Source organism: Streptomyces sp. NBC_00122 (genome assembly GCF_045160845.1).
Lineage (GTDB): Bacteria > Actinomycetota > Actinomycetes > Streptomycetales > Streptomycetaceae > Streptomyces.
Genome location: NZ_CP108191.1, coordinates 2,121,876 through 2,147,182 on the forward strand (window position 1 = coordinate 2,121,876; position 25,307 = coordinate 2,147,182).

Here is a 25,307-nt window from a genome sequence, read left to right on the forward strand (position 1 = left end):
TACGGAGGACCCACCGGGGTGTCGGGACGCTCTTGTGGCGGGTGGTGCAGTATGTCGCTTGATGCGTAGAGGACTTGTACACGCCATGGCTTGGACGCTGGCGACCGGGGCAGCGGTGACGCTGTCGTGGTGGGGCGTGCACACCGTCATGTCCGGCACGGCCTACGATCGCCCGCTCGCGGTGCCGCTGGCCGCGCAGCCGCTGTCCTCCTCGACCCACCGGGCCGGGCCGTCGCCCTCCTCCCCGGCGCCCTCGCCGAGCCCGTCGGAGTCGCCGTCGCAGAGCCCCTCGGCGTCCCCGTCGCCCACCCCCGACCGGTCCTCGCCGAAGCCGCCGCCCGGCCCGAGCCCGTACCGGCAGCCGGACGCGGGGGCCTCGGGGAACGTGAAGGCCTACCCCGTCTCCGGCGGCCGGGCGGTCTTCGACCTGGGCGCCTCCTCGGCCGACCTGGTCTCGGCGACCCCGGCGGCCGGCTGGCGCATGCAGGTGTGGAAGCAGGACTTCTGGATCCGGGTCACCTTCACCCGGGACGGCCGTGAGGTGTCGGTCTTCTGCACCTGGCACGACCACCCGCCCGTGGTGGAGATCGTCGACCCCTAGTCGAGCCTAGGTCCTGTCGGCCGCCGGGACCGTGCCCACCAGCACGAACTCGTTGTACGGGAAGACCTTGCCCATCGGGCGGGGGAAGGGGAACGAGTAGGTGCGCCGCACGGCGACCCCGGCCCGGGCCGCGTGGCCGCGCAGCTCCTCGAAGCCGACCCAGCGGATGTGGGTGGCGTCGGAGCGGAAGCCGACCTCCTGCGGGGTGATCAGCACGACCGAGCCGCCGGGCTTCACCAGCGGAAGGTACTGGGCCAGCAGCTCGGAGGCGGTCTCCTCGTCGACGTGCTCCAGCACGTGCGCGGCCAGCACGCTGTCGAAGGAGCCGGGCCCGCAGTCCGGGGCGGCGGCCAGCTCGTCGGGGGTGTAGGCGGTCAGCCCGCGCTCGCGGCAGGTCTGCACGGAGTGCGGGTTGTGGTCGACCCCGACGCTGTCCGGACCGCAGTTGAGCAGGTTCCGGCCCAGGCCGCAGCCGATGTCGAGGACCCGGCCCAGCCGTAGCCTCTGCAGGTTCCACCGGTACGGCGCCTGGGTCGGGAGCAGCCGCTTGAGACCGGAGTGCTCCAGGCGGGCGAGCCGCGCGGTGTAATCGGACGTGGCGGTGCTGGGGGCGGGGGAACCGTGAGGGGCAGGGGAATCAGACATCGTCGGCCGTCTCCTGAGCGCGTCGTAGGAAGGGCAACCCTCCTAGGAATCAACACACTACGCATGGAATGCCGCCCTTCGGGAGTCCTCTTGGGATCCGGCTTGATCAATTGTCCGAAGGCCGCCGGAAGAGCTGCCGCAGGAGCCGGTCCCAGACCTCTCGCAACCTCCTAGCGGAAGACCGAGGGCGGCGGCTGCGGCGAAGCCACCGCCGAGGCGTCGGCGACCGGCGCGGCGCCGCCCGTGAAGTCCGCCAGGGCCCGGCCGTGCTCGACCCGGCCCGGGTGCGGGTCGCTCGCGACCCGGCGGGTGAATTCCGCGACGGGCAGCTCACGGTCGGCCGCCACCAGTACCGCGTTGCCGAAGCGCTTGCCCCGCCACACCACCGGATCGGCCGCCAGTGCCAGCTCCGCGAACCGGGACGCGGCCGTCGCGACCTGCCCCCGCAGGTGCGCCAGCGGCGGACCGTCCGCGAGATTGGCCACGTACCACCCGGTGGACGCGAGGGCACGGCGTACGTCGTCCAGGAACTCGGTGCTCGTCAGGTGCGCCGGGGTGCGCGCACCGCTGAACACGTCCGCTATCACCAGGTCCGCCCAGCCGTCCGGCACCTTGGCCAGGCCCGCCCGGGCGTCCACCGCGCGGACCCGGACCCGCGCCTGCGGATCCAGCGGCAGGTGTTCCCGTACGAAGGCCACCAGCTCGGCGTCTATCTCCACGATCTGCTGGGTGGAACGGGGGCGGGAGGCGGCGGTGTAGCGGGCGAGGGTGAAGGCGCCGCCGCCCAGGTGCACCACGTTCAGGGGCTGCCGGGCGGGCGCGACGAGGTCGATCAGGTGGCCGATCCGCCGCTGGTACGCGAAGTCCAGGTACCCGGGGTCGGCCAGGTCCACGTGCGACTGCGGGGCGCCGTCGATCAGCAGGGTCCAGGCGTCCGTACGCTCGCGGTCGGGCTCCAGCTCCGCCCGCCCGCCGGCCACCTGCCCGACGACCGCCTCAGCGCCGCCGCGCCCGCGCTGCTCGGCCCTGCCTCTGCCCTTGCTTCTGTCCTTGCTCGCCACTCACCCATTGTCGCCGGTCAGCGGCTGTCCAGCGGCGTGCGGTCACCGGCGGCAGCCGTCAGCGGAGGTCGTCAGCTGCAGCCGTCAGCGGCCTCGATCAGCCGGGCCGCCTCACCCAGCGCCGCGCGCAGCACCTCGGGGTCGGTGACCGGCCCGACGGCCTCCGGCGGGAGCAGCCAGCCCGTGTCCCCCGCGATGGGCGAGGCCTGGTCGCCGAAGCGCATCCCGCGCCCGTTGGTCTGCGTACACGCGCTGCCCGGCAGGTCCCAGGCGTCGGCGGTGCCGGGCGGCACGAGGAAGCCGAGGGTGTCGCCGGATCCGTCGTGCAGGACGGGTCCGACCCCGTCGGCCACCTGGCTGGCGGCCCGGCGGATGATGTCGACCGCCTCCAGCCCCTGCCGGGCGGGCACGGTCACCAGGTCCGGAGCGGCGGTCGCGGTCGCACCGGGCTCGGGCGCGGTGTTCGTTCCAATGCTCTCCATGCCGGCCTCCACCAAGGGAACCCCTCCTCGATCCGCGTACGAGCCGGGAGCGGGCAGTCGCCTCCCACTCCGCATGGGTTCAACGCACGGGAACGTCAACGGGTGCGGCGGCAAGACGCCGCAAAGGATGGCAGTTCATGGCGGATCGTGGGTGAGATATCCGTTTTGTAGCCAATAATCGCGTGAACGACCTCTCGCTGGCGGTACGTTCATGCGCGCCGGGCCGCACCCTCACACGTCACGCACCGGCGCTGCGTTCCTTGCCAGAGAGGCCACGTCCATGGCGGCGTCCCCCCACTCACCCAACTCCACGTTCCGGCGGCTGCGCGGGCAGCACTCCCCGGCCGAGTTCGCGGCGCTGGTGCGCCGGGCCGCTAAGGAGATCGGAGAAACGGTTTCCTGCGACGCCCGCTACATCGGCCGCGTCGAATCCGGCGAGATCCGCTGCCCCAACTACGCGTACGAGCGGGTCTTCCTGCACATGTTCCCCGGCCGCGCCCTGGCCGACCTGGGCTTCTCACCGCGCGAGGCCGTACGCGGCCGCTCGGCGCAGCAGGGCCCCCGCACCACTTCCCACCTCACCAGTTCCAAGGAGAGCGACGTGCTGCGTCGCGCGTTCATGGCGGGCGGCTCCGCGACCGTGGCGGCCGCGACGATCAGCCTGACCCTGCTCGGCGACACCCGCCGACTGCCCTCCCGCGCCGGCGAGTCCGCGGCCGCGGCCGTCGAGGACGCCGTACGCCAGATCCGGCTGCTCGACGACCGGCACGGGGCGGACGCCCTGTACCGCAGGGCCGCCGAGCCGCTGCGCGCCGCCTACGCGCTGCTCGACGCGGGGGCGACGCGGCAGTCCACCGAGGACCGGCTGCACGCGGGCGCCGGCGAACTGGCCGTCTCGGTCGGCTGGCTGGCCCACGACTCCGGCCGGTTCGACGACGCCCGCTCGCACTACGCGGAGGCCCTCGCGACGGCCCGGGTCTCGGGGGACGCGGGCCTGGAGGCGCACGCGTTCAGCAACATGGCCTTCCTGGCCCGGGACTGCGGCCGCTCCCGCGAGGCGGTACGGGCGGCCCAGGCGGGCCGCCGCGCCGCCCGCTCCCTGGGTTCCCCGCGGCTGCTGTCGCTGCTCGCGCTGCGCGAGGCGGGCGGCTGGGCGGGCCTGGCCGACCGCAGGTCCTGCGAGGAGGCGCTGACCCGGGCCCACACGGAGTTCTCCCGGGGCGCGGCGGGCGCGGACCCCGAGTGGATGTCCTTCTTCGGCGAGGCCGAACTGGAATCGCTGGAGGCCAGGTGCTGGGCGACGCTCGGCGAGCACGCCCGCGCGGCCCGGCACGCCCGCCGGGCCGCCGACCTCCAGGATCCGCACTTCGCCCGGAACGTGGCCCTCTACACCGCCGAGCTGGCCGGTGACCTGGCCCACGCGGGCGCCCCCGACGAGGCGGCCTGGGCGGGCGGCCGGGTACTGGACCTGCTGGCCGAGGTGCAGTCCACCCGGGTCCGCTCGATGCTCGCGGAGACGGCCCGCGCCCTGGTGCCGCACCAGCGCTCACCTCGCGTGGGCGCCTTCCTCACCCGGCACGCGGCCGTCTGACGGCGGCGCCGGCGACCGGGCGCCCGCCGCGCGGCCGGCCGGCTACGCGTCCAGGTGCCCGGTGTCGTTCCAGCGCTCCAGCGCGGGGGCCCCGTAGGCCCAGCCGAGCACCGACAGCGAGGTCGGCTCCAGCCGGATCCGGGCGCCGAAGGAGGCCTCGAAGCCGAGCCAGCGCGCGGCCAGCGTGCGCAGGATGTGCCCGTGCGCGAAGACGAGGACGTCGCGCTCCGCCGAGCGGGCCCAGGCGACCACCTCGTCCGCGCGCGCCGCGACATCGGCGACGGACTCGCCGCCCGGGACCCCGTCCCGCCAGATCAGCCAGCCCGGGCGGACCGCCTGGATCTCGGCCGGAGTCATGCCCTCGTAGTCCCCGTAGTCCCATTCCATCAGCGCGTCCCACGGCTCCGCCCGGACCCCGAAGCCCGCCAGGTCACAGCTCTCGCTCGCACGGACCAGCGGGCTGGTGCGGACCTCCACCCCGGGCAGGCCCCGCCACGGGTCACGGGCCAGCCGCTCGCCGAGCAGCTTGGCGCCCCGCTTGCCCTCCTCCAGCATCGGTACGTCCGTGCGTCCCGTGTGCTTGCCGAGCTGGGACCACGCCGTCTGGCCGTGGCGGGCCAGCAGGATGCGGGGGGCCATGTGAGTTCTCCCGGTGCGGTTCGGACGATTTCGCGCACTTTTACGCTCATTCCGTCGTCCGCACATCATCCAACACTTGAACTGCGGGCTGCCCAGCCGCCCATTCCGCCATAAGTCCACGATTGTCAGTGGCGGATGGGACACTTCCGCCCGTGAGCTCCTACCCGCCCAGCAGCGCTCCGCAGACGACACTGCGGCAGCGGCTCGCCGGCCTGCGCGGCCCGGCCGTGCCGCCCCGCCCGCTCGACGCCCGGGCACTGGCGGCGCTCGCCGCCAACCCCGGCTGCGGCAGACGCGCCCTGCTCGACGGCGCCGGTGTGGACAAGACCGTCCTCGCCTCGGCGCTCGGCTCCCCCGCCCCCTTCGGGCAGTCGCAGTTCGCCATCGTCCGCGGGAACTCCTTCGAGGCCAAGATCAAGGGCGACGGCGGATCCGAGCTGCTGCGGCTGGTGCACGAGCACCTCGGCGCCGGGTCCGAGCCCCCCGGACGGGGCGCCCTCGTCCCCGACCTGACCGCCGCCGGCCCCGAGGGCCGTGCCGCGCGGACCGCGCTCGCCCTGCGCGAGGCCACCGCCGCCGGGCGGGACACCGGGGCCTGGACCCTGCTGGACCACCCGATGCTGGCCCTGGAGGTGGCCGGCTCCCCCGCCTACCTGGAGCCGGACGCCGTCGTCGTACACCCCGACGGCCGCTGGACCGTCGTGGAGATCAAGTCCTTCCCGATGATCGACGGATCCGCCGACGCCGCGAAGGTCGGCGCCGCCGCCCGCCAGGCCGCCGTCTACGTGCTGGCCCTGGAGAAGACCGCTGCGAAACTGGCCGGCGCCGAGGTCGGCCACACGGTGCTGCTGGTCTGCCCCAAGGACTTCTCCAACCTGCCCACCGCCGCGCCCGTCGACATCCGCCGCGAGCACTCCGTGACCCGGCGCCAGCTGGACCGGCTGACCCGGGTCGAGGAGCTGGCCGCGGCGCTGCCCGACGGGCTCAGCTTCGACCCGGCGCGCACCGCCGAGGAGCTGGCCGAAGCCGTCTCAGCGGTGGACGCCGCCTACGCCCCCGAGTGCCTGGCCGCCTGCGAGCTGGCCTTCCACTGCCGGGAGCAGGCCCGCGCCGCCGACGAGGTGACCGCACTGGGCCGTTCCGTACGGGGCGAGCTGGGCGCGCTGACCACCGTCGGGGCGGCCCTCGCGGCAGCCGCCGGGCACGGCCCCGCCGACGATCCCACCGCCGAGGCGCTGCGCCGGGCGGCCCGGCTGCGCTCCGAGGCGCTGGAGGCGTCCGGATGACCCTCCTCGGCACCCTCGCCCGGCTGGAGGCCGTCCGCACCGGCCGGGCCCAGCCGCTGGCGACGGTTCGGCACCGGCACCTCGGCGAGCGCCCGCTGGTCCTCGTACCGCTGACGACCGCCGGTGAGACCGGGGCCCCGCTCGGCGCGCTGGTCGGCACGGACCCCGGGGAGCCGCGGCTGCTGGTGGTGCCCCAGCCGCGCGACCGGAACCTGCGCTGGGCCTTCCTGGCCGACCTCGCCGACGAGGTGCTGCCGTACGTCGACTCGTACGGCGACGAGGTCGAGCTCGTGGAGCGCAACGAGACCGACCCGGAGACGGGCCGCAGGACCAAGGTCGAGGCGGAGCTCTGCCTGGACGCGCCGCAGCTGGTCGTGCCGAGCCGGGCGGGCATCGAGTACGTACGCCTGCTGGGGCGGTCGATGCGGTTCCGGCGGACGGCCGAGGAGGACCCGGAGAACCCGTATCCGGCGCCCGCGCGGGTGCCGCTGCTGGGGCGCTGGTTCACGCACTTCGGCGAGCGCTCCCGCGTCCCCGGATCCTCGATGCTGCTGTCGGCGACGGAACTGCTGGGCCGGCACTGGGCCAGCGGCCAGAGCAACCTGGAGGACCAGCACCTGGGCGCGCTGCTGTCCTGGATAGCTCCCCCGGAGGGCGAATCCGGCGCCGGGGCGGCGCTGCGGGCCGAGCTGTCCCGGGACCGGGACGGCCAGTTGCTGGTCCCGCCCGCCGGACCGGCCACCGACCCGGCCTTCGACAACCGGCTCCTCGCCCCCGCGATGGCCCGCTACGACGCGGCGCGCACCGCGGACGACCCGGAGGCGGTGGAGCGCGCGGAGCGGGCGCTCCGGGGGCTCGTCGTGGACCAGATGCGACCCACCTGGGACGCGGTGTGGCAGTCGTTGGAGCTGCTGCGCGCGCTGCCCGCCGGAGCCCGGGCCGAGGAGCGCTGGACGCGCGACCGCTGGTCGTACACCGGCCACCGGGACCGGGTCCGGGCGGGCGAGCCCCCGCAGCCGCGCCGCGACGACGCGGTGACGGCGGCGCAGAAGCTGGCCACCCGGGAGACCGAGCAGGTGCGGCTCGACGCGCAGGAGGCGCTGGACGACCCCCTGGTGATGGCGGGCCGGCGGCTGACGGGCGAGGCCTTCGCCGGCGAGGTCACCGAGGTGGTGATGGAGTGGACGGAGTCGAAGCGGCCGAGCCCGCGCCCGCTGGTGACGGTGGTCACGGAGGACCGGCCGCAGCTCGCGGAGGGCGGCGGCGGGAAGGTGTTCCGCTCGCTGGACGGCCGCCCGCAGTCGGCCGCCTTCGTACGCTACGAGGAGGACGGGCAGGTCGTGCTGCGGCTGCTGGACAAGATGGGCCGCGGCAAGGAGCCGGAGCCGGGCTCGGTGCCGGAGAAGGGCGACCGGGTGTGCTGGACGCTCTTCGAGCACGACGCGCGCGGCGGCCCGAAGCTCCCGGACCCGGAGCAGACACCGTGGACGCACGGCGGCCCGCCCGGACACCTGACCGCCCCCGCACTGCCCGACCCCGTGACCGCCGAGGACGTGCTGTGAACTCCTTCGACCCGGGGGCCGCGGCCGCCCAGGCGACCGCCGCCATCCTGCACGACACCCTGCACGGGGCCGAGCGGGGCGTGGTCGTCGACTCCCCGCCCGGCGCCGGCAAGTCCACGCTCGTCGTCCGGGCCGCCCGGGAACTGGCCGCGGCCGGGCGTCGGCTGATGGTGGTCGCGCAGACCAACGCGCAGGTGGACGACCTGGTGCTGCGGCTCGCCGACAAGGACCCGGAGCTGAAGGTGGGCCGGCTGCACAGCAGCGACGGGGACGCCTACGACCCGGCGCTGCGCGAGCTGCCCTCGGTGACGCTCTCCGCCAAGCCGGGTGACCTGGCGGAGCTGCCGATCACCATCTCCACGGCGGCTAAGTGGGCGTTCGTCAAGGACGCCGAGCCCTGGGAGCACGCCATCGTCGACGAGGCGTACCAGATGCGCTCCGACGCGCTGCTGGCCGTGGCCGGGCTGTTCGAGCGGGCGCTGTTCGTGGGCGACCCGGGGCAGCTGGACCCCTTCAGCGTGGTGGGCGCGGAGCAGTGGGCGGGGCTGTCCTACGACCCGTCCGCCTCGGCGGTGACCACCCTGCTCGCCCACAACCCGCAGCTCCCGCAGCACCGGCTGCCGGTTTCGTGGCGGCTCCCGGCGACGGCCGCGCCGCTGGTCTCGCGGGCGTTCTACCCGTACACGCAGTTCCGCAGCGGTACGGGCCCCGGTGAGCGGCGGCTCTCGTACGGGGTCCCCTCGGACGGGTCGGGCCCGGACCGGGTCCTGGACGAGGCCGCCGAGGCGGGCTGGGGCCTGCTGGAACTGCCCGCGCGGCACACGCCGCGCACCGACCCGGAGGCGGTCCGCGCGGTGGCCCAGGTGGTCCGCCGGGCCCTGGACCGCGGGGCGGTGACCTCCGACGAGCAGTCGCCGGAGCCGGCTCCGCTGACCGCGGACCGGATCGCGGTGGGCACCGCCCACCGGGACCAGGCGGCGGCCGTCCGCGCGGCGCTGGCCTCGCTGGGCGTGACCGGGGTGACCGTGGACACCGCGAACCGCCTCCAGGGCCGCGAGTACGACCTGACCGTGGTGCTCCACCCCCTGTCGGGCCGCCCGGACGCGACGGCCTTCCACCTGGAGACGGGCCGCCTGTGCGTGCTGGCCTCCCGCCACCGGCACGCCTGCGTGGTGGTGGCCCGGGCGGGCATAGCGGAACTCCTGGACGACCACCCCTCGACGGAGCCGGTCCAGCTGGGCGTGACGGTCAAATTCCCGGACGGCTGGGAGGCCATGATGGCCACGTGGGATTTCTGGTCGAACCACCGCGTCCGGTGGCGGCCGTGAGCCGAGGCGCCCCGCCACGCCCGACGCCGACCCGGGTGCGGCGCCCCGACCGCCGGACGGAGTCCGGCACGCCGCCGGAGGCGGCCAATGGATACAGCCCGGATGGATGGGAAGCGAACCATTCCGTCCTGGCGCACCTCGCGGAGCACCGGGTGCGCTGGAAGCCGTAGGGAATCAGGCCTTCCGCTCGATGCCCATACGGGTGCGCAGGGCCTCGCCCACCTCGGCGAAGGTGCGCAGTTGCTCCGGGGTCAGGATGTCGATCAGGTGGCGGCGTACGGACTCCACGTGGAGGGGGGCCGCCGAGGTGATCGCGCTCACGCCGGTCCCGGTCAGGACCACCTCCGCGCCACGGGCGTCGGCCGGTACCTCCTCGCGGCGGACCAGGCCCCGTTGCTCCATTCGGGTGAGCTGGTGGGACAGTCGGCTGCGCGACCACTGCATCAGGACGGCCAGGGCGCTGATCCGCATGCGGTGGCCCGCCGTGGAGCCGAGCACCGACAGGACGTCGTAGTCGGCTTCGGAGAGGCCGCTGTCCTGGTTGAGGTCGCGCGCGATACCGGCATTGACCAGGGGAAACATCCGCCGCCAGGCGTACCAGGCATCCATCTCGGGCTCGGTGAGCCAGCGGGGCTCGGGTGCGGTCATGGGGGCACTCTAATCAGATTGATGACACATCACCTATCTGGTTGACACGTCACACAGCTCCGGGTTTTATAGGTGACACGTCAACAACCACCGAACGGGGAACCCACTCCTATGACCCGCCTGCACGTCATCTCCGCCGCCACCCGCCCCACGTCCGCCGGCCGCCCGCTGTCCCGGTGGGTCACCGAGCAGGTCCGTGCGCGGGGCGGCTTCGAGGTCACTCCCGTCGACCTCGCGGAGATCGCACTGCCCTTCCTGGACGAGCCGGAGTACGCCTCCACTGGGGTCTACACCCACCAGCACACCCGTGACTGGAGCGCCGTGGTCGACTCCGCGGACGCCTTCCTCTTCGTCCTGCCGATGTACAACGGCGGCTACACCGCCCCCTTCAAGAACGCCATCGACTTCCTCTACAGCGAGTGGCGCGACAAGCCGGTCGGCCTCGTCAGCTACAGCGCGGGCCCCACCGGCGGCGCCCCGGCCGCCGAGATGCTGCTGCCCGTGCTCACGCGCCTCGGCATGCGGCCCGCCGAGCGGTCCGTCGCGATCCCGGGCATCTCCAAGCTGGTCGGGCCGGAGGGGTTCACCGCTCCGGAGGGGCTCGCGGGCGAGCTGGCCGGCGTACTCGACGACGTGGCGGAGCTGGCCGCGCGCCGCGCCGCGGAGACCGTCACGGCGTGACGTACCGCGCCGCGGTCGGCCATCTGCTCGACTCCCCCGCCACGGGGCCCGCACGGCTCCTCCCGCACCTCACGGGCCGTACGGACGTTCCATCCGGGCGCTGTGCGCTCTTGCGCGGCGTTGGACAATGGACGGTGGCCCGGAAGGATTTCGCACGCAGCAGGAGGACGCGCATGGCAGAGCCCGAGCGGACCGAGCGGAGGCTGCGGCCCGCACCGCTGCTCTTCGAGCCCTCGGAGGCCGCCACGGACCCGGAGCACTTCTTCGACCTGGAGAGGATCGAGGATCCTCGCGAGCTGCTGGCCCGCGCCACCGAGCTGACGCTGGCCTTCCGGGCCGCGCAGGAGCGTGCGGTGGAGTTCCAGGCACTGGCGGCGGCGCAGCTGGCGGACCCGCGGCGGTTCGACCGGCTCTCGCCGGCGGCGATCGCGGAACGGGCGGAGTGGACCGAGGACTACGCCCTCAAGATGATCGAGTTCGGCGAATCCCTGCAACACGGCCTGGACGTGCCCTGACGGATCCGGTCCCCGCACCGCCGGGCGCGGCGGTGCGGGGATGCGGCGGCGCGGCATATGCGGGGCGCAACATACCCCAGCAACAGCCACCCTGTCCCGGTTTCCGGTAACTCCTGGAAACCGGGATGTCACGCCGGGTAGATCTGGCATATGACGACCCTGACGACGGCTCCCGGCTGCCCGGCCCTCGACGCACGCACCGCCCCCGCCACCCACGTCACCCCGCAGGGCGCCGCGTGGCTCGTCTCCGCGTGCGCCGATCCGCGGCGCACCCTCGCCGCCTGGGAGGCCCGGCCCACCGCGAACGCGGTGCTGCCCTGCGGGAGCGCCTTCGACGTCGTCAACGTCCCGGCCGTCCTCGGGCGCCGCGTGCTGGACCTGCTCTGGGCCGAGGGTCCGGGCTGCGGCCCGGTCGCCGTGCACCGGGGCCGGATGCTGCTCTTCGCCGCCGCGGGCACCGCCCACCGGCTGCCCGCCCTGCTGGCGTGGGAGGAGTGGGGAGGCTCCCGTACCGTCCCGGCACCCCTGTGCCACGGGCACGGGGACGCCGTCACCGTGCCTCCGCTGGCCGACGCCCCCGGCCCCTCGCGCTGGCTCGTCGCCCCCGACGCGCGCCTGCCGTGGCTCCCCGGGCCCGAGGCCCTCCTCTGGGCGTTCGTCCGCGCCGCCCGAGCTGCGGATATCGATTTTTCGTTCCGCGGATCCGGATGCTAATGTCTACGACGTCAGCAAGCGCCGCTAGCTCAGTTGGTTAGAGCAGCTGACTCTTAATCAGCGGGTCCGGGGTTCGAGTCCCTGGCGGCGCACAGACGGAGGAAGGCCCCCACTCAGCAGAGTGGGGGCCTTCTTCGTATCCGCTCGCCTTCGCGCTCCTCCGTCACGTCGTGATCTTCACGGTGTACGCACCCGACGGGGTGCGGTCCGCCACCTCGATCGTGATCCGCTCCCCCGGCACGGTGTACGTCTCGCCCACCTCCAGCGGCGCGTCCGCCAGCGGCGGGTACACCGAGCGGTCCCAGCACGCCTCCGTCGACGGATGGGCGTCCAGGACCTCGATCGGGCCGCCGCCCGAGGCCGCCTCGTTGCGGACCCGGTAGACCAGGACCCCTTCCGTGCAGGTGTCCCCGTCGTTGCCGGCGGAGCCCCGCGCCTCGACGGCGATCGCGCTGCCGGGGCCCGTACGGATCACGGCGAGCCGGGTCCCGCCCGTACCGCCCCGCACCGGGACCTCCGCCAGCGGCTGCAGGGTGTGCAGCGAGGAGCCCGACCGCACGCAGTCCACCTGGGCGGGGTCCAGCCAGCCCAGCTTCCACTTGTGCCAGGCGAAGAGGTCCGGCGACATCCCGAACTGGCTGCCCATGACGTCCCAGTCGCCGACGTAGGTGTCCCAGTCGCCCTTGCCGTCGCTCGGCCGGTGGTAGAGGTCGGGCAGGTCGAAGACGTGCCCGGTCTCGTGCGCGAGCACGTTGCGGTCCGGCGGGTGCCGCTCGAAGACGGTGACGATCCGCCGCAGGTCCGTGCCGTCGGCCCGGAGCGGGCGGTCGAAGTTGACGACCTTGGTGGCATCGGAGTCCACCCCGGGCGCGTCCGGGTCGGCGACGAAGTAGACGACGTCGAACTTGGCGAAGTCCACCTCGGGGTCGGCGGCGGCCACCGCGTCCCGCAGGTAGGCCGCCCGGTCCTCGGGGGCCCAGTCGCGCTGTATCCCGTACGCGGCGGCCGGCTTGGGCATCCGGATCCACTGCTTCTGCGGGTGCGGGACCAGGTTGAACCTGCCGTACGAGGCCCGCTCGAAGAAGTCGCTGGTGGCGGGGAAGTAGTCGCCGGCGATCTCTTCGGGCCGCAGGGTGGTCCGGTGGTCGGGGAAGGAGAGGAAGACCATGACCGCGTCGAGGGTGCGCTCGGGCCGCGGGTAGGCGCGGTTCCAGGTGTCGAGGCCCAGCGAGTGATGGGCGTCCGTACGGGTCAGCGCGCACGGCCCGGCCCCGGGGGCGGCCACCGCGGGCCCCGCGACGAGCGACATGGCGGCGAGTGCCGTCAGGGATGTGAGCGCTGCCGCCGCACTTCGGATGCGGGAGCGGTCCACTCCCCCGGGTGTCTCCTGTCGCGGCACATCGACCTCCGGTGGTGGATTCGTACCATCTCGTCCACCTTGAGGCGCTTGTCTTACTAATGCCCTGTTCCGCTGCCCCACACGAGTGAGCGATACGGCAAGCCGGTGACCCCCGGGATTCACGCGGTTGCCTACAGAACGTCACGCCCGATCACGCGGGATCAGCAGCCGCCCCCGCACGCTCAGAGCCGCGCAGAAACGATCAACCGATCTTGGTCGGCCAATCCGTCATCACACCGAACTCCCGCCCCTCACACGGCGACGCCGCTGGATGAGGCCTCCCGGCAGCCTCTATGATCGGCACACTTTCCTGCACGGACACTCACGAGCACTGCGGGGCCAACGGTGGGCGGAACCTCAGAAGGAACCGGTTCGGCGGCCGACAGCATCCGATCGGCCACTACGGAGCGTCACGGAGCAGTGTCGGCGACGGCAGCCCCGTCGCGGACCCCGCCGCGGGACGAGTCCGAACGGCGCGACTACCGGGCCGCGTTCAACGCGGCCCACCTCCCCATGGCCGTCGTCGACCGCGACGGCTACGTCGTGGCCGCGAACCAGGCCTTCGCCGGCCTGCTCGGCGCCGAGCCGCACGCACTCGTCCACCGGTGCGCCGCCGACCTGGTGGACCTGGCCGCCGAGGCCCGCACCTGGGCCGCGTACCAGGAGGTGCTCCGCGGGCGGCAGGCGCGGCTGCGCTGCACCCGCCGCCTCAAGCACCCCGACGGGCACTCGCTGTGGACCGAGGTCACCCTGGGGCCCGTACCCGGGACCGGCGACGTCCTGCTGTCCGTCGCCGACATCAGCGACCGGCGCGACCTCCAGGCCCGCCTGCGGCACCTCCAGATGCACGACCCGGTCACCCGGCTGCCCAACCGGGCGCTGTTCTTCGAGCGGCTCTCCGCCGCCCTGGAGGCGTCCTCGTACGACCACGGCGGCGGCACCGGCCGGATCGGGCTGTGCTACCTGGACCTCGACGGGTTCAAGGCGGTCAACGATACCCTCGGCCACCGGGTCGGCGACCGGCTGCTCGCCGCCGTCGCGGCGCGGCTGACCCAGTGCGCCGACCAGTCCGGGTACGGGCGCACGAGCGGGCACCTGGTGGCCCGGCTGGGGGGCGACGAGTTCGCCCTGCTCGTCGAGGACTCCACCGGCACCGAACAGCTCGCGGACCTGGCGCGCGGCGTACTGGCCGCCCTCCAGGAGCCGTTCGACCTGGCCGGTCAGCGGCTGTCGGTCTCCGCGTCGATCGGGGTGGTGGAGCGGGCGACCGCCGGGACCTCGGCGACCGGGCTGATGCAGGCCGCCGACACGACCCTGTACTGGGCGAAGGCGGACGGCAAAGCCCGCTGGACCCTCTTCGACCCGGAGCGCAACGCCCACCGCGTGACGCGGCAGGCCCTGTCCTCCACCCTCCGGCCTGCCGTGGAGCGCGGGGAGTTCGAGCTGGAGTACCAGCCTCTGGTGGACCTGGAGAGCGGGGCGGTGCGCGGGGTGGAGGCGCTGGTGCGCTGGGTCCACCCGCAGTTCGGCACGCTCACGCCGAATCGGTTCATCGGAATTGCGGAAGAGGACGGATCCATCGTCCAGCTGGGGCAGTGGGTGCTGCGCACGGCCTGCCGGCAGGCGCGGCGCTGGCAGATCGAGCAGCCCAGCGACTCCCCGGTCTTCGTGTCGGTCAACGTCGCGGTGCGCCAGGTGTGGGACTCGGACCTGGTGGGCGATGTCGCGGAGATCCTGGCCGAGACCGGGCTGGCGCCGCAGCTGCTCCAGCTGGAGCTGACCGAGTCGGCCGTGATGGGCTCGGCGGGCCGGCCGCTCCAGGCCCTCCAGGCGCTGAGCGACATGGGCGTGCGGATCGCGATCGACGACTTCGGGACCGGGTACTCGAACCTGGCCTACCTCAGCCGGCTGCCGGTCTCGGTGCTGAAGCTGGACGGCTCCTTCGTACGGGGCTTCCGCTACGAGGAGGGCGCGCACCCGAATCCGGCCGACGAGACCATCGTCGAGGCGCTGGTCCAGCTCGCGCACCGGCTGGGTCTGACGGTGACGGCGGAGTGCGTGGAAACCGCCGGGCAGGCGGCCCGGCTGCGCCGTGTCGGCTGCGACACGGGGCAGGGCTGGCTCTACTCCCGCGCGGTGGCCCCGGACGTGATCGCCCGCATGATCGGCCGCCAGGCGGCGGCCGCGGCCGCTGCCTCGGATTCCGCTTCGGCTTCCGCCGCCGCACAGCCCGACGAGCCCGCCCCGCACCCCCTCGTCTGAGAACCGGGAGGGGCACGGGGCGGGCGGGCCGGGGTACGTGCTATCCGTTGACGACCTTGTCGTAGCGCAGGGCGACGTAGCCCGAGGCGGCGTGGCCGGCGATGCGTCCGTCGCTGCCGCCGTTGAGGTAGTCCTGACCGCGCATCATGTCGTCCGCGGTGTTGGCCTCGTGGATGTACGAGAACTTGCCGGCGGCCTTGTCGACCCACTTCTCGAAGAGCACCACGTGCCCGTCCTGGGTGTTCAGCGCGTCACCGGGCAGGAGGTCGGACTTGGAGATGGTGCTGCCGACGCCCGGCAGGCTGTAGGTCGTGTAGCTGCTGTCGGCGTGCCAGACCATGGAGACGAAGCCGGAGCAGTCGGTGCGGTAGGTGTGGTCCCCGTCCGGGTCGGTGGCGTAAGCACCCTGGTTGTAGGGGATGTCGCGGTTCAGCCAGTTCACGGCGCGGCTCATGATCTCGCTGCGGGCGATCTGCCCACCCTTGCTGGAGGGGGTGGGAGTGGGGGGCGCCGGCGGCTGGTAGGTGCAGTCGTTGGCGAAGGCGGAGAGCAGGGTCTGGGTCCAGCCGCTCGCGTCGACCGGGTCGTTGGAGTGGTAGGCGATGTCGCTGCCCTTGCCGTCCGTGGGGTCGGCGTCGTGGTACCAGTACATCCCGCCGTTCGTACGGCCGTAGTAGAGGCCGCCGCCGGGCGAGACCAGGCTGTCGACCGCCGACCAGCCGTCGCTCTTGAGCTCCGAACTCTCCCAGTCCCCGACGCCGTTGATCTGGTAGGAGAGCAGCCTGCCGTCGGCCGTGCTGGCGATGAGGACATCGTCGCCGGCGGCGGCGAGCGTCTTGAGGACGAAGCCCTCGTCGATCACCGCGTGCTTGGCGATGTGGGCGGGCCCGCTGGGCTTGGCCTGGGAGACGTTGTACCGGTGGAGCTGGCCGGCGACCGTGCCGTAGAGGTGCCCGGCGCCGTCGTAGGTCATCTTGTCGAAGGTCCAGCCGCCGTCCCAGATCTTGGTGACTCCGGCCAGGGCCAGGGCGTTGTCGTTGGTCTGGATGTCGACGCGGTACAGGTCGCCGGCCGTCGACGTCACGAGGACGGTGTTGAAGTTGAGGGTGGCCATCGCCTTGGGCGTGAAGCCGAGGTTCGCGCCGATCAGGGTCTTGACGCGGTCGCCGGTGTTGGGGGATATCGCCGTGTAGGTGAGGCGTCCGTCGGGGAGGGTGCCGTAGACCGACACGTCGCCGCCGCAGATCGCGGCGGCCTGGGCCGGCGCCGAGCTGAGGGTGACCATGCCGAGGGTGGTGGCGGCGACGGCGAGGGTGGAGGCGGCGAAGCGGTGCTTGCGGGACGACGAGAACATGGATGTCTCCGGGTTCAGGGCAGCCCTGACGTACGCGCGCCGGGCCGAGGTGTGAGGGGGGAGAAGAGGGAGAGCGAAGGGGAGAGCGAGCGTGACGCGGGGGCGGCTCAGTACCAGTTGTTGTTCAGGAAGTGGTTCCAGGCGCCGCAGGGCGTGTTGTACCGGCCGTCGATGTAGGACAGGCCCCACTTGATCTGGGTGATGGGGTTGGTCCGCCAGTCATCGCCGAAGGCGTCCATCTTGGAACCGGGCAGGGCTTGGGGGATGCCGTACGCCGTGGAGCCCGGGTTGTCGGCCCAGTAGCGCCAGCCGCTCTCCTTGTCCCACAGCTGCTCCAGGCAGTTCCACTGGGTGGTGCTGTTCCAGGCTCCGCCGTCGTGCTTGTTCATCAGGTCGCGGCCGGCCGCCTTCACAGCGGGTATGTCGGTCCCGTCGAGCGGGTCCGCGGTGGCGGTGCAACTGAAGGTCTCCGGCTGGGCGGAGAGCAGCTGCTGCGTCCAGCCGCCGGTATTGACGGGTGTGTCGTTGTGGTAGGCGATGTCGGTGCCGGTGCCATCGGCCGGGTTGGCGTCCTTGTACCAGTACATGGCGCCCGTGGTTTCGATCCGGCCGTAGTAGAGACCCCCACCGGGCGATACGACCTGGTCGAAGCCGGACCAGCCGGAGGTCTTGAGGTCGTCGCGGTCCCAGGTTCCGTCGCTGCCGATCTTGTAGGAGTAGAGCGCGCCGGCCGAGGTGGTGGCGAGCAGCCGGTCGTCGCCGGCGGCCGTGAGGGTCTTCAGGACGAAGCCGCTGCCGATCTCCTTGCGCTGACCGATGTGCGCCGATCCGGTCGGCTTGGGCTGCGAGACCAGGTACTGGAGCAGGGCGCCGCCCGCCGTGCCGTACAGATGCCCGTGTCCGTCATAGGTGAGCTTGTCGTGGGTCCAGCCGCTGTCGAAGATCTTGACGGGCGGGCGCTCCAGGACGAGGGACTCGTTGTTGGTGAGAACGTCGAGGCGATAGAGCGCGCCGGCTGTCGATGTCACCAGCACCGTATTGAAGTTGAGGGTGGCCATCGCTTTGGGCTCGAACCCCAGGTCCGCTCCGATGCGCACCTTCTTCAACTCTCCGGTGGCCGGCGTGATGGTGCTGAAGGTGAGACGGCCGTCGGGAAGGATGCCGTAGATCGAGGCGGTCCCGCTACAGGTGGTGGCGGCCTGTGCGGCCGGGGCGGCGGCGACGGTCGCGGCGGTGAGCAGTCCGGCACCGATGACACTGGAGAGGGCGGCGACCGCGCTCTTACGGGCAGCCTGACGGAGGGTGGTGGTCACTGCGTTCTCCTTGGGAACGTGCGCGGGCGGGCCGAAGGGGCGCCGGTCGGCGGCGGCGTCGCGCTGCCGTCAGTGGTGCGGGCCGGTGGTGCTGTAGCCGTGCGCCTGCAGAGGGGCGCGGGCGCCGTCGATGATGGCGTGGGCCTGGTGGAGAGCTGCGGCTTCCGAAGCGGCACGCAGGAAGAGGTAGACGTCCACACCGTCGCCGGCGGCTTTGGCCCGCAAGTGCTCGAGTCCGTACGCCGCGGGAGTGTGGGCCCAGATCAGATCGCAGACGAGGGCGAGAACCCCCTTCTCGTCAGGCTCATGACAAGATCCTGAGAGGGAAGCCCGGATGACGCGCATGCGGGCTAGTCCCAGTTGATGCTGTCCGCGATGGACGTGGGCGCCGTGTCCCAGTTGATGCTGCCATCGCCGGAGGCGCTGACGTGGCGGCTTTCGGCGGAGGCGGTCACCGAGGTGGTGGTGAAGGCGCCGGCGCAGAGGGCGGCGAAGACGGCGGCGACAGCGGCGATGCGGGCGGTGCGGGCGGTGCGGGCGGTGCGAAACATGGTTTCCCCCAAGGTCGAAAGCCGGGAAGCGATTCGTTCGGTGCGGTGTGCTGCGCGCTGTCCGGATCGTCCTTGCGGCTCTGGCCTGAGTCGGGGACTCTCGTCCCCGCCGTCCCGGTGAACACCATGTTGCTGCCCTCGCGACCTGTGAAAAAGAGGTTCCGGCTGTCACCAACAGGCCTGGCACCTTGGTGACAGACTTCGCCTACGAACACGGGGGCGGCGCTCGCCGGAGGCGGCCCAACTACAGCCGGGGGGCTGGGACATGCTGCAAACACTGGGGCTCGGGGCCGATGTGGAAGCCGTGTACCGGGGCATGCTGGCCGATCCCTCGGGAGGGATCGCCGAGCTGAGCGCCCGCCTCGGCCTCACCCAGCCGCAGGTCCGCGAGGGCCTGGACCGGCTCGTCGACCTCGACCTGCTCAGACCGTCCCGGGACAGCCCGGGCGCGCTGCGAGCGGTGAGACCCGAACTGGGCCTGGAGCTCCTGCTGCGCCGTCAGGAGGAGGAGCTGGCCCGGCAGCAGCAGGAATTGGCTCGCAGCAAGGCGGCTGCGGCACAGGTGGTCTCCGAATTCGCGGAGCTCAGCCCGAACACCGAGGTCGACGGCGCGGAACGGCTCGTGGGGATGGACGCCATCCAAAGCCGACTGGAGCAGCTCGCCCATGGACTGGCCCGGGAATGCCTGGCGATCCTGCCGGGCGGCGCGCTGTCGGAGGCAAGCCTGGAGGCCTCCCGACCGCTGGACCAGCGTGCGCTGGGCCGCGGCATCGAGATGCGCTCGGTGTACCAGGACAGCGCCCGCAACGATCCGACGACGCTGGCCTACGCCCGGTGGCTGACCGAGCAGGGGGGCCAGGTGCGCACCAGCCCGCTCCTTCCGCCACGCCTCCTGGTGTTCGACCGTACCGTGGCGGTCGTTCCCATCGACCCTGACAATTCCCGTCTGGGCGCTCTGTGCACCAGCGCGCCGGGAATCGTGGCCTCCCTCGCCACCCTGTTCGAGCAGACGTGGGACTCCGCCGTACCTCTCGGAGCCGACCGCCCCCGCCCCAGCGACACACGCCCCACCGCGACCGAACTGGAACTGCTGAAGCTCCTGGCTTCCGGGATGACCGACGAGGCAGCCGCCAAGCGCCTCGGGGTATCCATGCGCACCGTCAGACGTCAGATGTCCGCCCTCATGGAACGCCTCCATGCCACGAGCCGCTTCGAAGCCGGCCTCAAAGCAGCACAGCAGGGCTGGCTCTGAACCAGCCCTGCGTACGGTCAGAGGCTGCGGACGAAGGTGGTGAACGCCTCCGGGCCGACCGCGAAGGCGGGGCCGTCGGGGTTCTTGGAGTCGCGGACGGCGACGAGGCAGGGCTGCGCGGCCACCTCGACGCACTCGCCACCGTTGGAGCCGCTGTACGAAGCCTTGCGCCAGGCGGCGGTGCCGAGGGGAGCACACTCGACGCAATCGCCACCGCTGGAGCCGCTGTAGGACGACTTACGCCACAGCACGCTCGGCAGGTTCTGGATGCTTCCCATAGCGTTCCTCCATTACGCGAGCGATCAGCTCTGCCGACGCCCGGGGAGAGAGGGCCTCGGCCTGCAAGCGAGCGTATCCGACCGAACGCTCCTTGATCACTTGCGGATTGGCCGTCATGTGGCCGCAGTCGTAGCTCTCGCTGTAGTGGATGTCCGGGTCGTCGTCGAACCGCAGAAGGTTGAACGAGCCCATCATTGCCGCGTGCTGGCCGGCCTGGAAGGGCAGCACTTGGATTTCCAGCCACTGGCGGTCCTGAAGGTCCAGCAGGTGGGCAAGTTGGTTGCGCATGACCTCACGGCCACCGATCTCCCGATGGAGCGCCGCCTCGTCCAGCACCACCCACAGCACCGGCGGATTGTCGCGGGCCAGTATCCGCTGCCGATCCATGCGCGCCGCCACGGCGGCGTCGAGCATGTCGGGCTTCTCGACGCCCAGAACGGCCCGCGCGTAGTCCTCCGTCTGCAGGAGTCCGTACACCAACTGACACTGGAACGTGGAGATGAACGCCGCCCGGGCCTCCATCTCCGCGTACGCCTGGAACCACGTAGGCAGGACGCTCCGCAGGACCAGCCCCACCAGCCGGGAGAAGTGCCCGTCCGTGCCCAGTGCCGCGTCCACCCGTTCGGAGAAGTCCCGGGTCGGTACCCGCTTACCGTTCTCGATCATTCCGATCAGGGAACCCGTGCAGAAGATGATGCTGCCCAACTCCGCCTGCTTCAGGCCCGCCTCCTCCCTCAGCCGTCGCAACTCGTAGCTGTAGTAGTCCAGCGGCGAGGCACTGGGATCGATGTCACGGGCCTGGACCATGAGACGGCACCCCCAAGCGGAGAACGAGCTTGTGGCCGAGAGTAGCGACGTCGACACGTACCGATGTCGGGAATCCGGCAACCATGTCACACACCTCCGCCCCGCCCCCGGGAGAGGGGACAGGGCGGGGGCGTCGCTCGGCGCGGGGTGGGGGGATCAGCAGGCGCCGAGGTCCTTCCAGACACCCCATTCACCGGTGGTGCCCGGCGTCTCGTTCTGCGTCCACCACTGGGCCTTGTACTTGCGGCCGTTGTGGGAGACCTCGTTGCCGGCGGTGTAGACGGTGCCCGCGACGTAGGCCGGGGTCGAGCCGCAGCCCGTGGTCGGCGGGGTCGTCGGAGGCGTCGTCGGCGGGGTGGTAGGCGGCGTCGTGGGAGGCGTGGTCGGCGGGACCGTGCTGCCGCCCAGGGCGTCCGAGATCTGGTTCAGCAGTGTGGTGTTGCCGTCCAGGCCGAGCAGGGAGTACATCATCGCGCCGGCCAGGCCGCGCTGCTTGCCGTAGTCGACCCGGGCCTGGATGGACCGCTGGTTCAGGCCGGTGAAGAACTCGCCGTCCTTGTAGAAGTACGAGGCCTTGGCCCGGTCGTCCCAGAAGGTGGTCGCCGGGTTGTCGACGATCCCGCCGAGCTCCTTGTACAACGCGATGCCGGCCTGCTGGCTGGTGGGCCGGGCGCCGGAGGCGCCGGTGGCGGGCTGGGCGAGGCCGTTGGCGGCGCCCGCCGGGACGCCCTTCCAGCCGCGGTAGTAGAACTCGTAGCCCAGGGTCAGCTTGCTCGCGGGGAAGCCTCCCGCGATGCCGTAGGCCGGGTTGCCGTCGATCCAGGAGTCGATCGCGTTGTCGATGCTGTACTTCTCGGTGCCCGGCGCGATCGGGTCGGTGGGGTCGGCCGCCGAGGGCTGGAGCGGGGACTGGTGGTAGGTCGGCCCGTCGCCGTCCCAGGCGCCGTGCATGTCGTACGTCATGATGTTGGCGTAGTCGAGGTACGAGCCGATCTTGTCGGTCTCGATGTACTTGATCTTGTCCTGGCCGGCCGGGAGGGCCGAGGTCAGCAGGTACTTCTTGCCGCCGTTGGCCGCCCCGTAGGCGTCGAGCTGGGTACGGAACTCCTTCAGCAGGAGCGTGTAGTTGGCCTTGTCCTCGGGACCGTAGTTGTTGCCCAGGTGGCCGCCGGAGGAGCCGGGGTACTCCCAGTCGATGTCGATGCCGTCGAAGATCCCGGCCGCCGTGCCCGCGCCGCCGTAGCCGCCGTCGACCGGCAGGTTGCCCTTGATGTACTGGTCGATGCAGGAGGAGACGAACTTCTTGCGGCTGGCGTCGGTCAGCGCCGCGTTGTGGAAGTACTTCGAGTACGTCCAGCCGCCCAGCGAGATGTTGATCTTCAGGTGCGGGTACTTGGCCTTCAGCTGCTTGAACTGGTTGAAGACGCCGACGATCGGCTGGTTCCAGGTGTCGGCGACGCCGCTGACGCTGTCCACCGCGCTGAAGGACTTCTGGTAGTCGGCGTACGAGTCGCCCGCACCGTCACCGGCGTTCGGGTTGTTGTCGTCGCCCGCCGCCTTGTTCGCCTCGAAACAGGTGAGGTCGGTGGGGTGGATGTTGCCGAACGAGTAATTGATGACGTCCAGCTTGCCCGCTATGCCGCGCGTATCGAGGTGCTTGGGGTAGAAGGCGTTCCCGTACACGCTCCACTGGTCGTAGTACGCGATCTTCACGCCGCCCGCACTGACGGTGGAGGAGGCGGAGGCGCTCACGGCCTGGGCGGTACCGAGTCCGGCGAAGGAGGCGAACGCTCCGGCTGCCAGCGCAGCCGTGGCGGCGGCCGCGATGAGGGGTTTACGGATGTGCATGAACTGCCTCCGGGGGGTGGGAGGGGAGAGCGTCAGCTTCAGGTGAGAGAAGAGATAGCGATCGCCTCACGCCCCAGTCAATGGTTTGGACCAAAGAAGGACTAGACCATTGAACGGTCAAATGCCCTAGTCAGAGACCTGAGCGCACGTCAAAAACCGCTCGCCACCCCAGGTGACGAGCGGTTTAAGGGTCCCTTAGGACATGCTCCGGCAAGGTTTCGGCAAGAAACCAGCCGAACCCCGTTCGTATGGGCTCAGGTCAGGTCCGAGCCTGCCGCGGGCATCCCGTACGCATCTGCGACGAGCCCGTAGGAGTGCAACCGGGCCGCCCCGCTGTGGGCGTTGGCCGTCAGCATCAGCTCGTCCGCGCCCGTCCGCCCGGCCAGGTCGTCCAGCCCGGAGCGGACCTCGTCGGCGGTCCCGTGGACGATGTTCACGAGCCAGCCGTCCACGAACTCCCGCTCCAGCGGGGAGAAGGGGTACGCCGCCGCTTCCTCGGGCGTCGGGACCAGCCCGGGCCGGCCGCTGCGCAGCCGCAGCATCGACAGCGCCCCGGTGAGCACCTGGGCGCGCGCCTGCGCCTCGGTGTCGGCGGCCAGCGCGGAGACGCCGATGACGGCGTACGGGGCGTCCAGGACGGCCGAGGGCCGGAAGCTCTGCCGGTAGAGGTCGAGCGCGGGCAGGGTTCCGGCCGCCGAGAAGTGGTGGGCGTAGGCGAAGGGCAGGCCCAGCTCTCCGGCGAGACGGGCGCTGAAGCCGGAGGAGCCGAGCAGCCACAGCGGCGGCCGTCCGGCGGGACCCTGCACCGGGCCCGGTACGGCGTGCACGCGGGCGTACGGGTGCCCGTCGGGGAAGTCGTCGTCGAGGAACCGGGTGAGCTCCGCGAGCTGCCGGGGGAACTCCTCCGCGGCCTCGTCGAGGCGCCCGGGCCCGCGCAGCGCGGCGGCCGTGCGCCCGTCGGTGCCGGGAGCCCGGCCGAGCCCGAGGTCGATCCGCCCCGGGGCGAGCGCCTCCAGGGTGCCGAACTGCTCGGCGACGGCGAGCGGGGCGTGGTTGGGCAGCATGACGCCGCCCGAGCCGAGCCGGATCCGGGAGGTGTGGGCGGCGAGGTGGGCCAGGATCACGGCCGGGGAGGAACTGGCGACGCCGGGCATCGAGTGGTGCTCGGCGACCCAGTGCCGGTGGTAGCCGCGGGACTCTGCGAGCCGGGCGATCTCCACGCTGGTGCGCAGGGAGGCGTGGGCGGTACCGCCGGCGCCCACGGTGACGAGGTCCAGGACCGAGAGCGGTACGGGCGCCCGGCCCCGCGCGGTGCCGCGGATCACGTCGCGGCCCTCCCGCCGGCCGGCGTCCTGATCGGCGTCCCTGGCGTCCCCGACGTCACTCATCGTCGCTCCCGTCCCGCGTCCATGTCCCTACGACACCTGTTCGGCACCCGTTCGGCACCGTACGAGGAATGCGAACCATGGCCCGGTGCCGGGCATTCCCGGCGCGCCGGGGCGATGCCCGTGACCTTGGCATATGCCAGTGGCGTAGGCCCTGGCAGGGGGACTTGATTGAGCCATCAATCTCCCCAACAGGCGCTCCACACGGGCCTCTTGATGGCTATCGTGGTAGGGCAAGCGGTAACAACCTGGTAGGGGGAAACCGTGGCGCTGAAGCCCGAGCCGACCGCGCCGTTCCACTCGGTGCAGTACGCACTACGCGTACTCGAAACGATCGCACGGCACACCGGTGGTGTGACCGAGGTGCAGATCGCGCGTGAGACCGGCCTGCCCGCAGTCCATCTCGCCCCGATGCTGCTCATGCTGCGCCGGGAGGGATACGTACTGCAGGTGTCCGACGGTGCCTATGCCATAGGGGATTCCCTCGTCCTGCTCGGCTCCGGCGTCGACCGGCAGCAAGCGCTCACGGACAAGCTCCAGGAGACGCTGGACCGGCTGCGGGACTCGGTCGGCGCGGCCGTCTACATCAGCCGGTACGTGGACGGCGAGGTCAGGATCACGCAGTTCGCGGACAGTCCGCGCACCCCGAAGGTGCACGAATGGGTCGATTTCCGCTCCGCCGCGCACGCCAGCGCGGTCGGCAAGTGCCTGCTGACGCAGCTCGACCTGAACGGGCGGCGCGACCACCTGTCCCGCCACAAGATCGCACGGCTCACGTCGAAGACGATCGTGAACGAGCGGATCCTGTTCTCCAAGCTGGACGCCCAGCCGGCCACCGTGCCCGTCCTGGACCTGCAGGAGTACGCCGTGGGCACGGTCTGCGCGGCCGTCCCGATCACCGCCGGGGCTTCGGTGGGGTGCCTGGCCCTGTCGATGCCGGTCGAGCACGCGCACCGGCTGCGGGCCGCGGCGGAGGTGCTGAACCGGAAGGCCGCGCCGCTGCTGCTGTCGCTCACGCTGTAGCGCTCCCGGCACCCGCGGTACCCCTGGCGCTCCTGCGCTCTGTCGGGTACCGGCCCGAAAAACACTTCGGGCGGTTCCCGG

General features: G+C 72.1%; 24 protein-coding genes, 1 tRNA gene and 1 pseudogene. 12 read left to right on the forward strand and 14 right to left on the reverse strand.

Going from position 1 to position 25,307, the window contains the following annotated elements; all coding sequences use genetic code 11:
• Positions 1 to 61 precede the first annotated feature (61 nt).
• On the forward strand, positions 62 to 601 hold the full coding sequence (locus tag OG737_RS09980) for a hypothetical protein (protein WP_328925850.1): 540 nt from the start codon (positions 62 to 64) through the stop codon (positions 599 to 601).
• 6 nt (positions 602 to 607) lie between these two features.
• Here the strand turns inward: OG737_RS09980 and OG737_RS09985 are convergent, their stop codons facing one another.
• From OG737_RS09985 to OG737_RS09995, 3 genes are all read right to left on the reverse strand, one after another.
• Positions 608 to 1,246 (reverse strand): class I SAM-dependent methyltransferase, encoded by a 639-nt coding sequence (locus tag OG737_RS09985; RefSeq protein WP_328925851.1) that lies wholly within the window; start codon positions 1,244 to 1,246, stop codon positions 608 to 610.
• Between the two features lie 170 nt (positions 1,247 to 1,416).
• Positions 1,417 to 2,307 (reverse strand): fused MFS/spermidine synthase, encoded by an 891-nt coding sequence (locus tag OG737_RS09990; protein ID WP_328925852.1) that lies wholly within the window; start codon positions 2,305 to 2,307, stop codon positions 1,417 to 1,419.
• Positions 2,308 to 2,378: 71 nt separating this feature from the next.
• Positions 2,379 to 2,789 (reverse strand): hypothetical protein, encoded by a 411-nt coding sequence (locus tag OG737_RS09995; RefSeq protein ID WP_405679918.1) that lies wholly within the window; start codon positions 2,787 to 2,789, stop codon positions 2,379 to 2,381.
• Between the two features lie 280 nt (positions 2,790 to 3,069).
• Between OG737_RS09995 and OG737_RS10000 the strand changes: the two genes are divergently transcribed.
• The gene (locus OG737_RS10000; RefSeq protein WP_328925854.1) at positions 3,070 to 4,380 is read left to right on the forward strand and encodes a tetratricopeptide repeat protein; all 1,311 of its coding nucleotides are present in this window, start codon (positions 3,070 to 3,072) and stop codon (positions 4,378 to 4,380) included.
• Between the two features lie 42 nt (positions 4,381 to 4,422).
• Here OG737_RS10000 and OG737_RS10005 read toward each other — a convergent pair whose 3' ends face one another.
• On the reverse strand, positions 4,423 to 5,019 hold the full coding sequence (locus tag OG737_RS10005; RefSeq protein ID WP_328925855.1) for a histidine phosphatase family protein: 597 nt from the start codon (positions 5,017 to 5,019) through the stop codon (positions 4,423 to 4,425).
• A 128-nt stretch (positions 5,020 to 5,147) separates the two neighbouring features.
• Here OG737_RS10005 and OG737_RS10010 point away from each other — a divergent pair, with 128 nt between their 5' ends.
• The 3 genes from OG737_RS10010 to OG737_RS10020 are packed head-to-tail and all read left to right on the forward strand — an operon-like array spanning position 5,148 to position 9,195.
• Complete coding sequence (locus OG737_RS10010) at positions 5,148 to 6,305, forward strand: hypothetical protein (protein ID WP_405679917.1); 1,158 nt, start codon at positions 5,148 to 5,150, stop codon at positions 6,303 to 6,305.
• Positions 6,302 to 7,867, forward strand: coding sequence for a hypothetical protein (locus OG737_RS10015; RefSeq protein ID WP_328925857.1), 1,566 nt, complete (start codon positions 6,302 to 6,304; stop codon positions 7,865 to 7,867). The genes OG737_RS10010 and OG737_RS10015 overlap by 4 nt, the downstream gene beginning before the upstream one ends.
• Positions 7,864 to 9,195 (forward strand): AAA domain-containing protein, encoded by a 1,332-nt coding sequence (locus tag OG737_RS10020; protein WP_328925858.1) that lies wholly within the window; start codon positions 7,864 to 7,866, stop codon positions 9,193 to 9,195. Before OG737_RS10015 ends, OG737_RS10020 begins: the two co-directional genes overlap by 4 nt.
• A 174-nt stretch (positions 9,196 to 9,369) precedes the next feature.
• On the opposite strand, the gene OG737_RS10025 is transcribed toward OG737_RS10020, so the two are convergent.
• Positions 9,370 to 9,843, reverse strand: coding sequence for a MarR family winged helix-turn-helix transcriptional regulator (locus tag OG737_RS10025; protein ID WP_405921431.1), 474 nt, complete (start codon positions 9,841 to 9,843; stop codon positions 9,370 to 9,372).
• 111 nt (positions 9,844 to 9,954) lie between these two features.
• On the opposite strand from OG737_RS10025, the gene OG737_RS10030 reads away from it, so the two are divergent.
• The 4 genes and pseudogenes from OG737_RS10030 (at position 9,955) to OG737_RS10045 (ending at position 11,845) form a co-directional block, all read left to right on the forward strand.
• Positions 9,955 to 10,524 carry an NAD(P)H-dependent oxidoreductase gene (locus OG737_RS10030; protein WP_328925860.1) on the forward strand — a complete coding sequence of 190 codons (570 nt, stop codon included), beginning with the start codon at positions 9,955 to 9,957 and terminating at the stop codon, positions 10,522 to 10,524.
• Between the two features lie 173 nt (positions 10,525 to 10,697).
• Entirely contained in the window at positions 10,698 to 11,039 is a 342-nt protein-coding gene (locus OG737_RS10035; RefSeq protein WP_328925861.1) for a hypothetical protein, read from the forward strand.
• A gap of 150 nt (positions 11,040 to 11,189) precedes the next feature.
• Positions 11,190 to 11,781, forward strand: a pseudogene (locus tag OG737_RS10040) (bifunctional DNA primase/polymerase).
• Positions 11,772 to 11,845: transfer RNA gene (locus OG737_RS10045), tRNA-Lys, on the forward strand. The pseudogene OG737_RS10040 and the gene OG737_RS10045 overlap by 10 nt, the downstream one beginning before the upstream one ends.
• Positions 11,846 to 11,916: 71 nt before the next feature.
• On the opposite strand, the gene OG737_RS10050 is transcribed toward OG737_RS10045, so the two are convergent.
• Positions 11,917 to 13,152: a M6 family metalloprotease domain-containing protein gene (locus OG737_RS10050; protein ID WP_328925862.1), complete on the reverse strand. Its 1,236-nt coding sequence runs from the start codon at positions 13,150 to 13,152 to the stop codon at positions 11,917 to 11,919.
• A 345-nt stretch (positions 13,153 to 13,497) separates the two neighbouring features.
• Between OG737_RS10050 and OG737_RS10055 the strand changes: the two genes are divergently transcribed.
• Positions 13,498 to 15,414 (forward strand): putative bifunctional diguanylate cyclase/phosphodiesterase, encoded by a 1,917-nt coding sequence (locus OG737_RS10055; protein ID WP_405679913.1) that lies wholly within the window; start codon positions 13,498 to 13,500, stop codon positions 15,412 to 15,414.
• A gap of 40 nt (positions 15,415 to 15,454) precedes the next feature.
• Here OG737_RS10055 and OG737_RS10060 read toward each other — a convergent pair whose 3' ends face one another.
• The 4 genes from OG737_RS10060 to OG737_RS10075 form a co-directional block, all read right to left on the reverse strand.
• Complete coding sequence (locus OG737_RS10060) at positions 15,455 to 16,768, reverse strand: hypothetical protein (RefSeq protein WP_328925864.1); 1,314 nt, start codon at positions 16,766 to 16,768, stop codon at positions 15,455 to 15,457.
• A 107-nt stretch (positions 16,769 to 16,875) separates the two neighbouring features.
• A complete protein-coding gene (locus OG737_RS10065) occupies positions 16,876 to 18,081 on the reverse strand; it encodes a tachylectin-related carbohydrate-binding protein (protein WP_405921432.1) in 1,206 nt (401 codons plus the stop codon).
• A 69-nt stretch (positions 18,082 to 18,150) separates the two neighbouring features.
• Positions 18,151 to 18,306 carry a hypothetical protein gene (locus OG737_RS10070; RefSeq protein WP_405921433.1) on the reverse strand — a complete coding sequence of 52 codons (156 nt, stop codon included), beginning with the start codon at positions 18,304 to 18,306 and terminating at the stop codon, positions 18,151 to 18,153.
• A 125-nt stretch (positions 18,307 to 18,431) separates the two neighbouring features.
• Positions 18,432 to 18,632 (reverse strand): hypothetical protein, encoded by a 201-nt coding sequence (locus OG737_RS10075; protein WP_405921434.1) that lies wholly within the window; start codon positions 18,630 to 18,632, stop codon positions 18,432 to 18,434.
• Positions 18,633 to 18,897: 265 nt separating this feature from the next.
• Here OG737_RS10075 and OG737_RS10080 point away from each other — a divergent pair, with 265 nt between their 5' ends.
• Complete coding sequence (locus OG737_RS10080; RefSeq protein ID WP_328925868.1) at positions 18,898 to 19,884, forward strand: LuxR C-terminal-related transcriptional regulator; 987 nt, start codon at positions 18,898 to 18,900, stop codon at positions 19,882 to 19,884.
• A gap of 17 nt (positions 19,885 to 19,901) precedes the next feature.
• Here the strand turns inward: OG737_RS10080 and OG737_RS10085 are convergent, their stop codons facing one another.
• The 4 genes from OG737_RS10085 to OG737_RS10100 form a co-directional block, all read right to left on the reverse strand.
• The gene (locus OG737_RS10085; RefSeq protein ID WP_328925869.1) at positions 19,902 to 20,162 is read right to left on the reverse strand and encodes a DUF397 domain-containing protein; all 261 of its coding nucleotides are present in this window, start codon (positions 20,160 to 20,162) and stop codon (positions 19,902 to 19,904) included.
• Positions 20,122 to 20,970: a helix-turn-helix transcriptional regulator gene (locus OG737_RS10090; RefSeq protein ID WP_328925870.1), complete on the reverse strand. Its 849-nt coding sequence runs from the start codon at positions 20,968 to 20,970 to the stop codon at positions 20,122 to 20,124. The genes OG737_RS10085 and OG737_RS10090 overlap by 41 nt, the downstream gene beginning before the upstream one ends.
• Positions 20,971 to 21,126: 156 nt before the next feature.
• Entirely contained in the window at positions 21,127 to 22,818 is a 1,692-nt protein-coding gene (locus OG737_RS10095) for a glycosyl hydrolase family 18 protein (protein ID WP_405679911.1), read from the reverse strand.
• Between the two features lie 254 nt (positions 22,819 to 23,072).
• Entirely contained in the window at positions 23,073 to 24,206 is a 1,134-nt protein-coding gene (locus OG737_RS10100; RefSeq protein WP_405921435.1) for an LLM class flavin-dependent oxidoreductase, read from the reverse strand.
• Between the two features lie 261 nt (positions 24,207 to 24,467).
• Here OG737_RS10100 and OG737_RS10105 point away from each other — a divergent pair, with 261 nt between their 5' ends.
• Complete coding sequence (locus OG737_RS10105) at positions 24,468 to 25,226, forward strand: IclR family transcriptional regulator C-terminal domain-containing protein (RefSeq protein WP_328925873.1); 759 nt, start codon at positions 24,468 to 24,470, stop codon at positions 25,224 to 25,226.
• Positions 25,227 to 25,307 lie beyond the last annotated feature (81 nt).

What these genes read in the sequence shown, in the direction of transcription:
- OG737_RS10090 (WP_328925870.1), bottom strand. Translation starts at nt 20,970, where the DNA reads ATGGTCCAGGCCCGTGACATCGATCCCAGTGCCTCGCCGCTGGACTAC.
- OG737_RS10095 (WP_405679911.1), bottom strand. Translation starts at nt 22,818, where the DNA reads ATGCACATCCGTAAACCCCTCATCGCGGCCGCCGCCACGGCTGCGCTG.
- OG737_RS09985 (WP_328925851.1), bottom strand. Translation starts at nt 1,246, where the DNA reads ATGTCTGATTCCCCTGCCCCTCACGGTTCCCCCGCCCCCAGCACCGCC.
- OG737_RS10000 (WP_328925854.1), top strand. Translation starts at nt 3,070, where the DNA reads ATGGCGGCGTCCCCCCACTCACCCAACTCCACGTTCCGGCGGCTGCGC.
- OG737_RS10015 (WP_328925857.1), top strand. Translation starts at nt 6,302, where the DNA reads ATGACCCTCCTCGGCACCCTCGCCCGGCTGGAGGCCGTCCGCACCGGC.
- OG737_RS10085 (WP_328925869.1), bottom strand. Translation starts at nt 20,162, where the DNA reads ATGGGAAGCATCCAGAACCTGCCGAGCGTGCTGTGGCGTAAGTCGTCC.
- OG737_RS10080 (WP_328925868.1), top strand. Translation starts at nt 18,898, where the DNA reads ATGCTGCAAACACTGGGGCTCGGGGCCGATGTGGAAGCCGTGTACCGG.
- OG737_RS10075 (WP_405921434.1), bottom strand. Translation starts at nt 18,632, where the DNA reads ATGTTTCGCACCGCCCGCACCGCCCGCACCGCCCGCATCGCCGCTGTC.
- OG737_RS10100 (WP_405921435.1), bottom strand. Translation starts at nt 24,206, where the DNA reads ATGAGTGACGTCGGGGACGCCAGGGACGCCGATCAGGACGCCGGCCGG.
- OG737_RS09995 (WP_405679918.1), bottom strand. Translation starts at nt 2,789, where the DNA reads ATGGAGAGCATTGGAACGAACACCGCGCCCGAGCCCGGTGCGACCGCG.
- OG737_RS09980 (WP_328925850.1), top strand. Translation starts at nt 62, where the DNA reads ATGCGTAGAGGACTTGTACACGCCATGGCTTGGACGCTGGCGACCGGG.
- OG737_RS10005 (WP_328925855.1), bottom strand. Translation starts at nt 5,019, where the DNA reads ATGGCCCCCCGCATCCTGCTGGCCCGCCACGGCCAGACGGCGTGGTCC.
- OG737_RS10030 (WP_328925860.1), top strand. Translation starts at nt 9,955, where the DNA reads ATGACCCGCCTGCACGTCATCTCCGCCGCCACCCGCCCCACGTCCGCC.
- OG737_RS10035 (WP_328925861.1), top strand. Translation starts at nt 10,698, where the DNA reads ATGGCAGAGCCCGAGCGGACCGAGCGGAGGCTGCGGCCCGCACCGCTG.
- OG737_RS10025 (WP_405921431.1), bottom strand. Translation starts at nt 9,843, where the DNA reads ATGACCGCACCCGAGCCCCGCTGGCTCACCGAGCCCGAGATGGATGCC.
- OG737_RS10060 (WP_328925864.1), bottom strand. Translation starts at nt 16,768, where the DNA reads ATGTTCTCGTCGTCCCGCAAGCACCGCTTCGCCGCCTCCACCCTCGCC.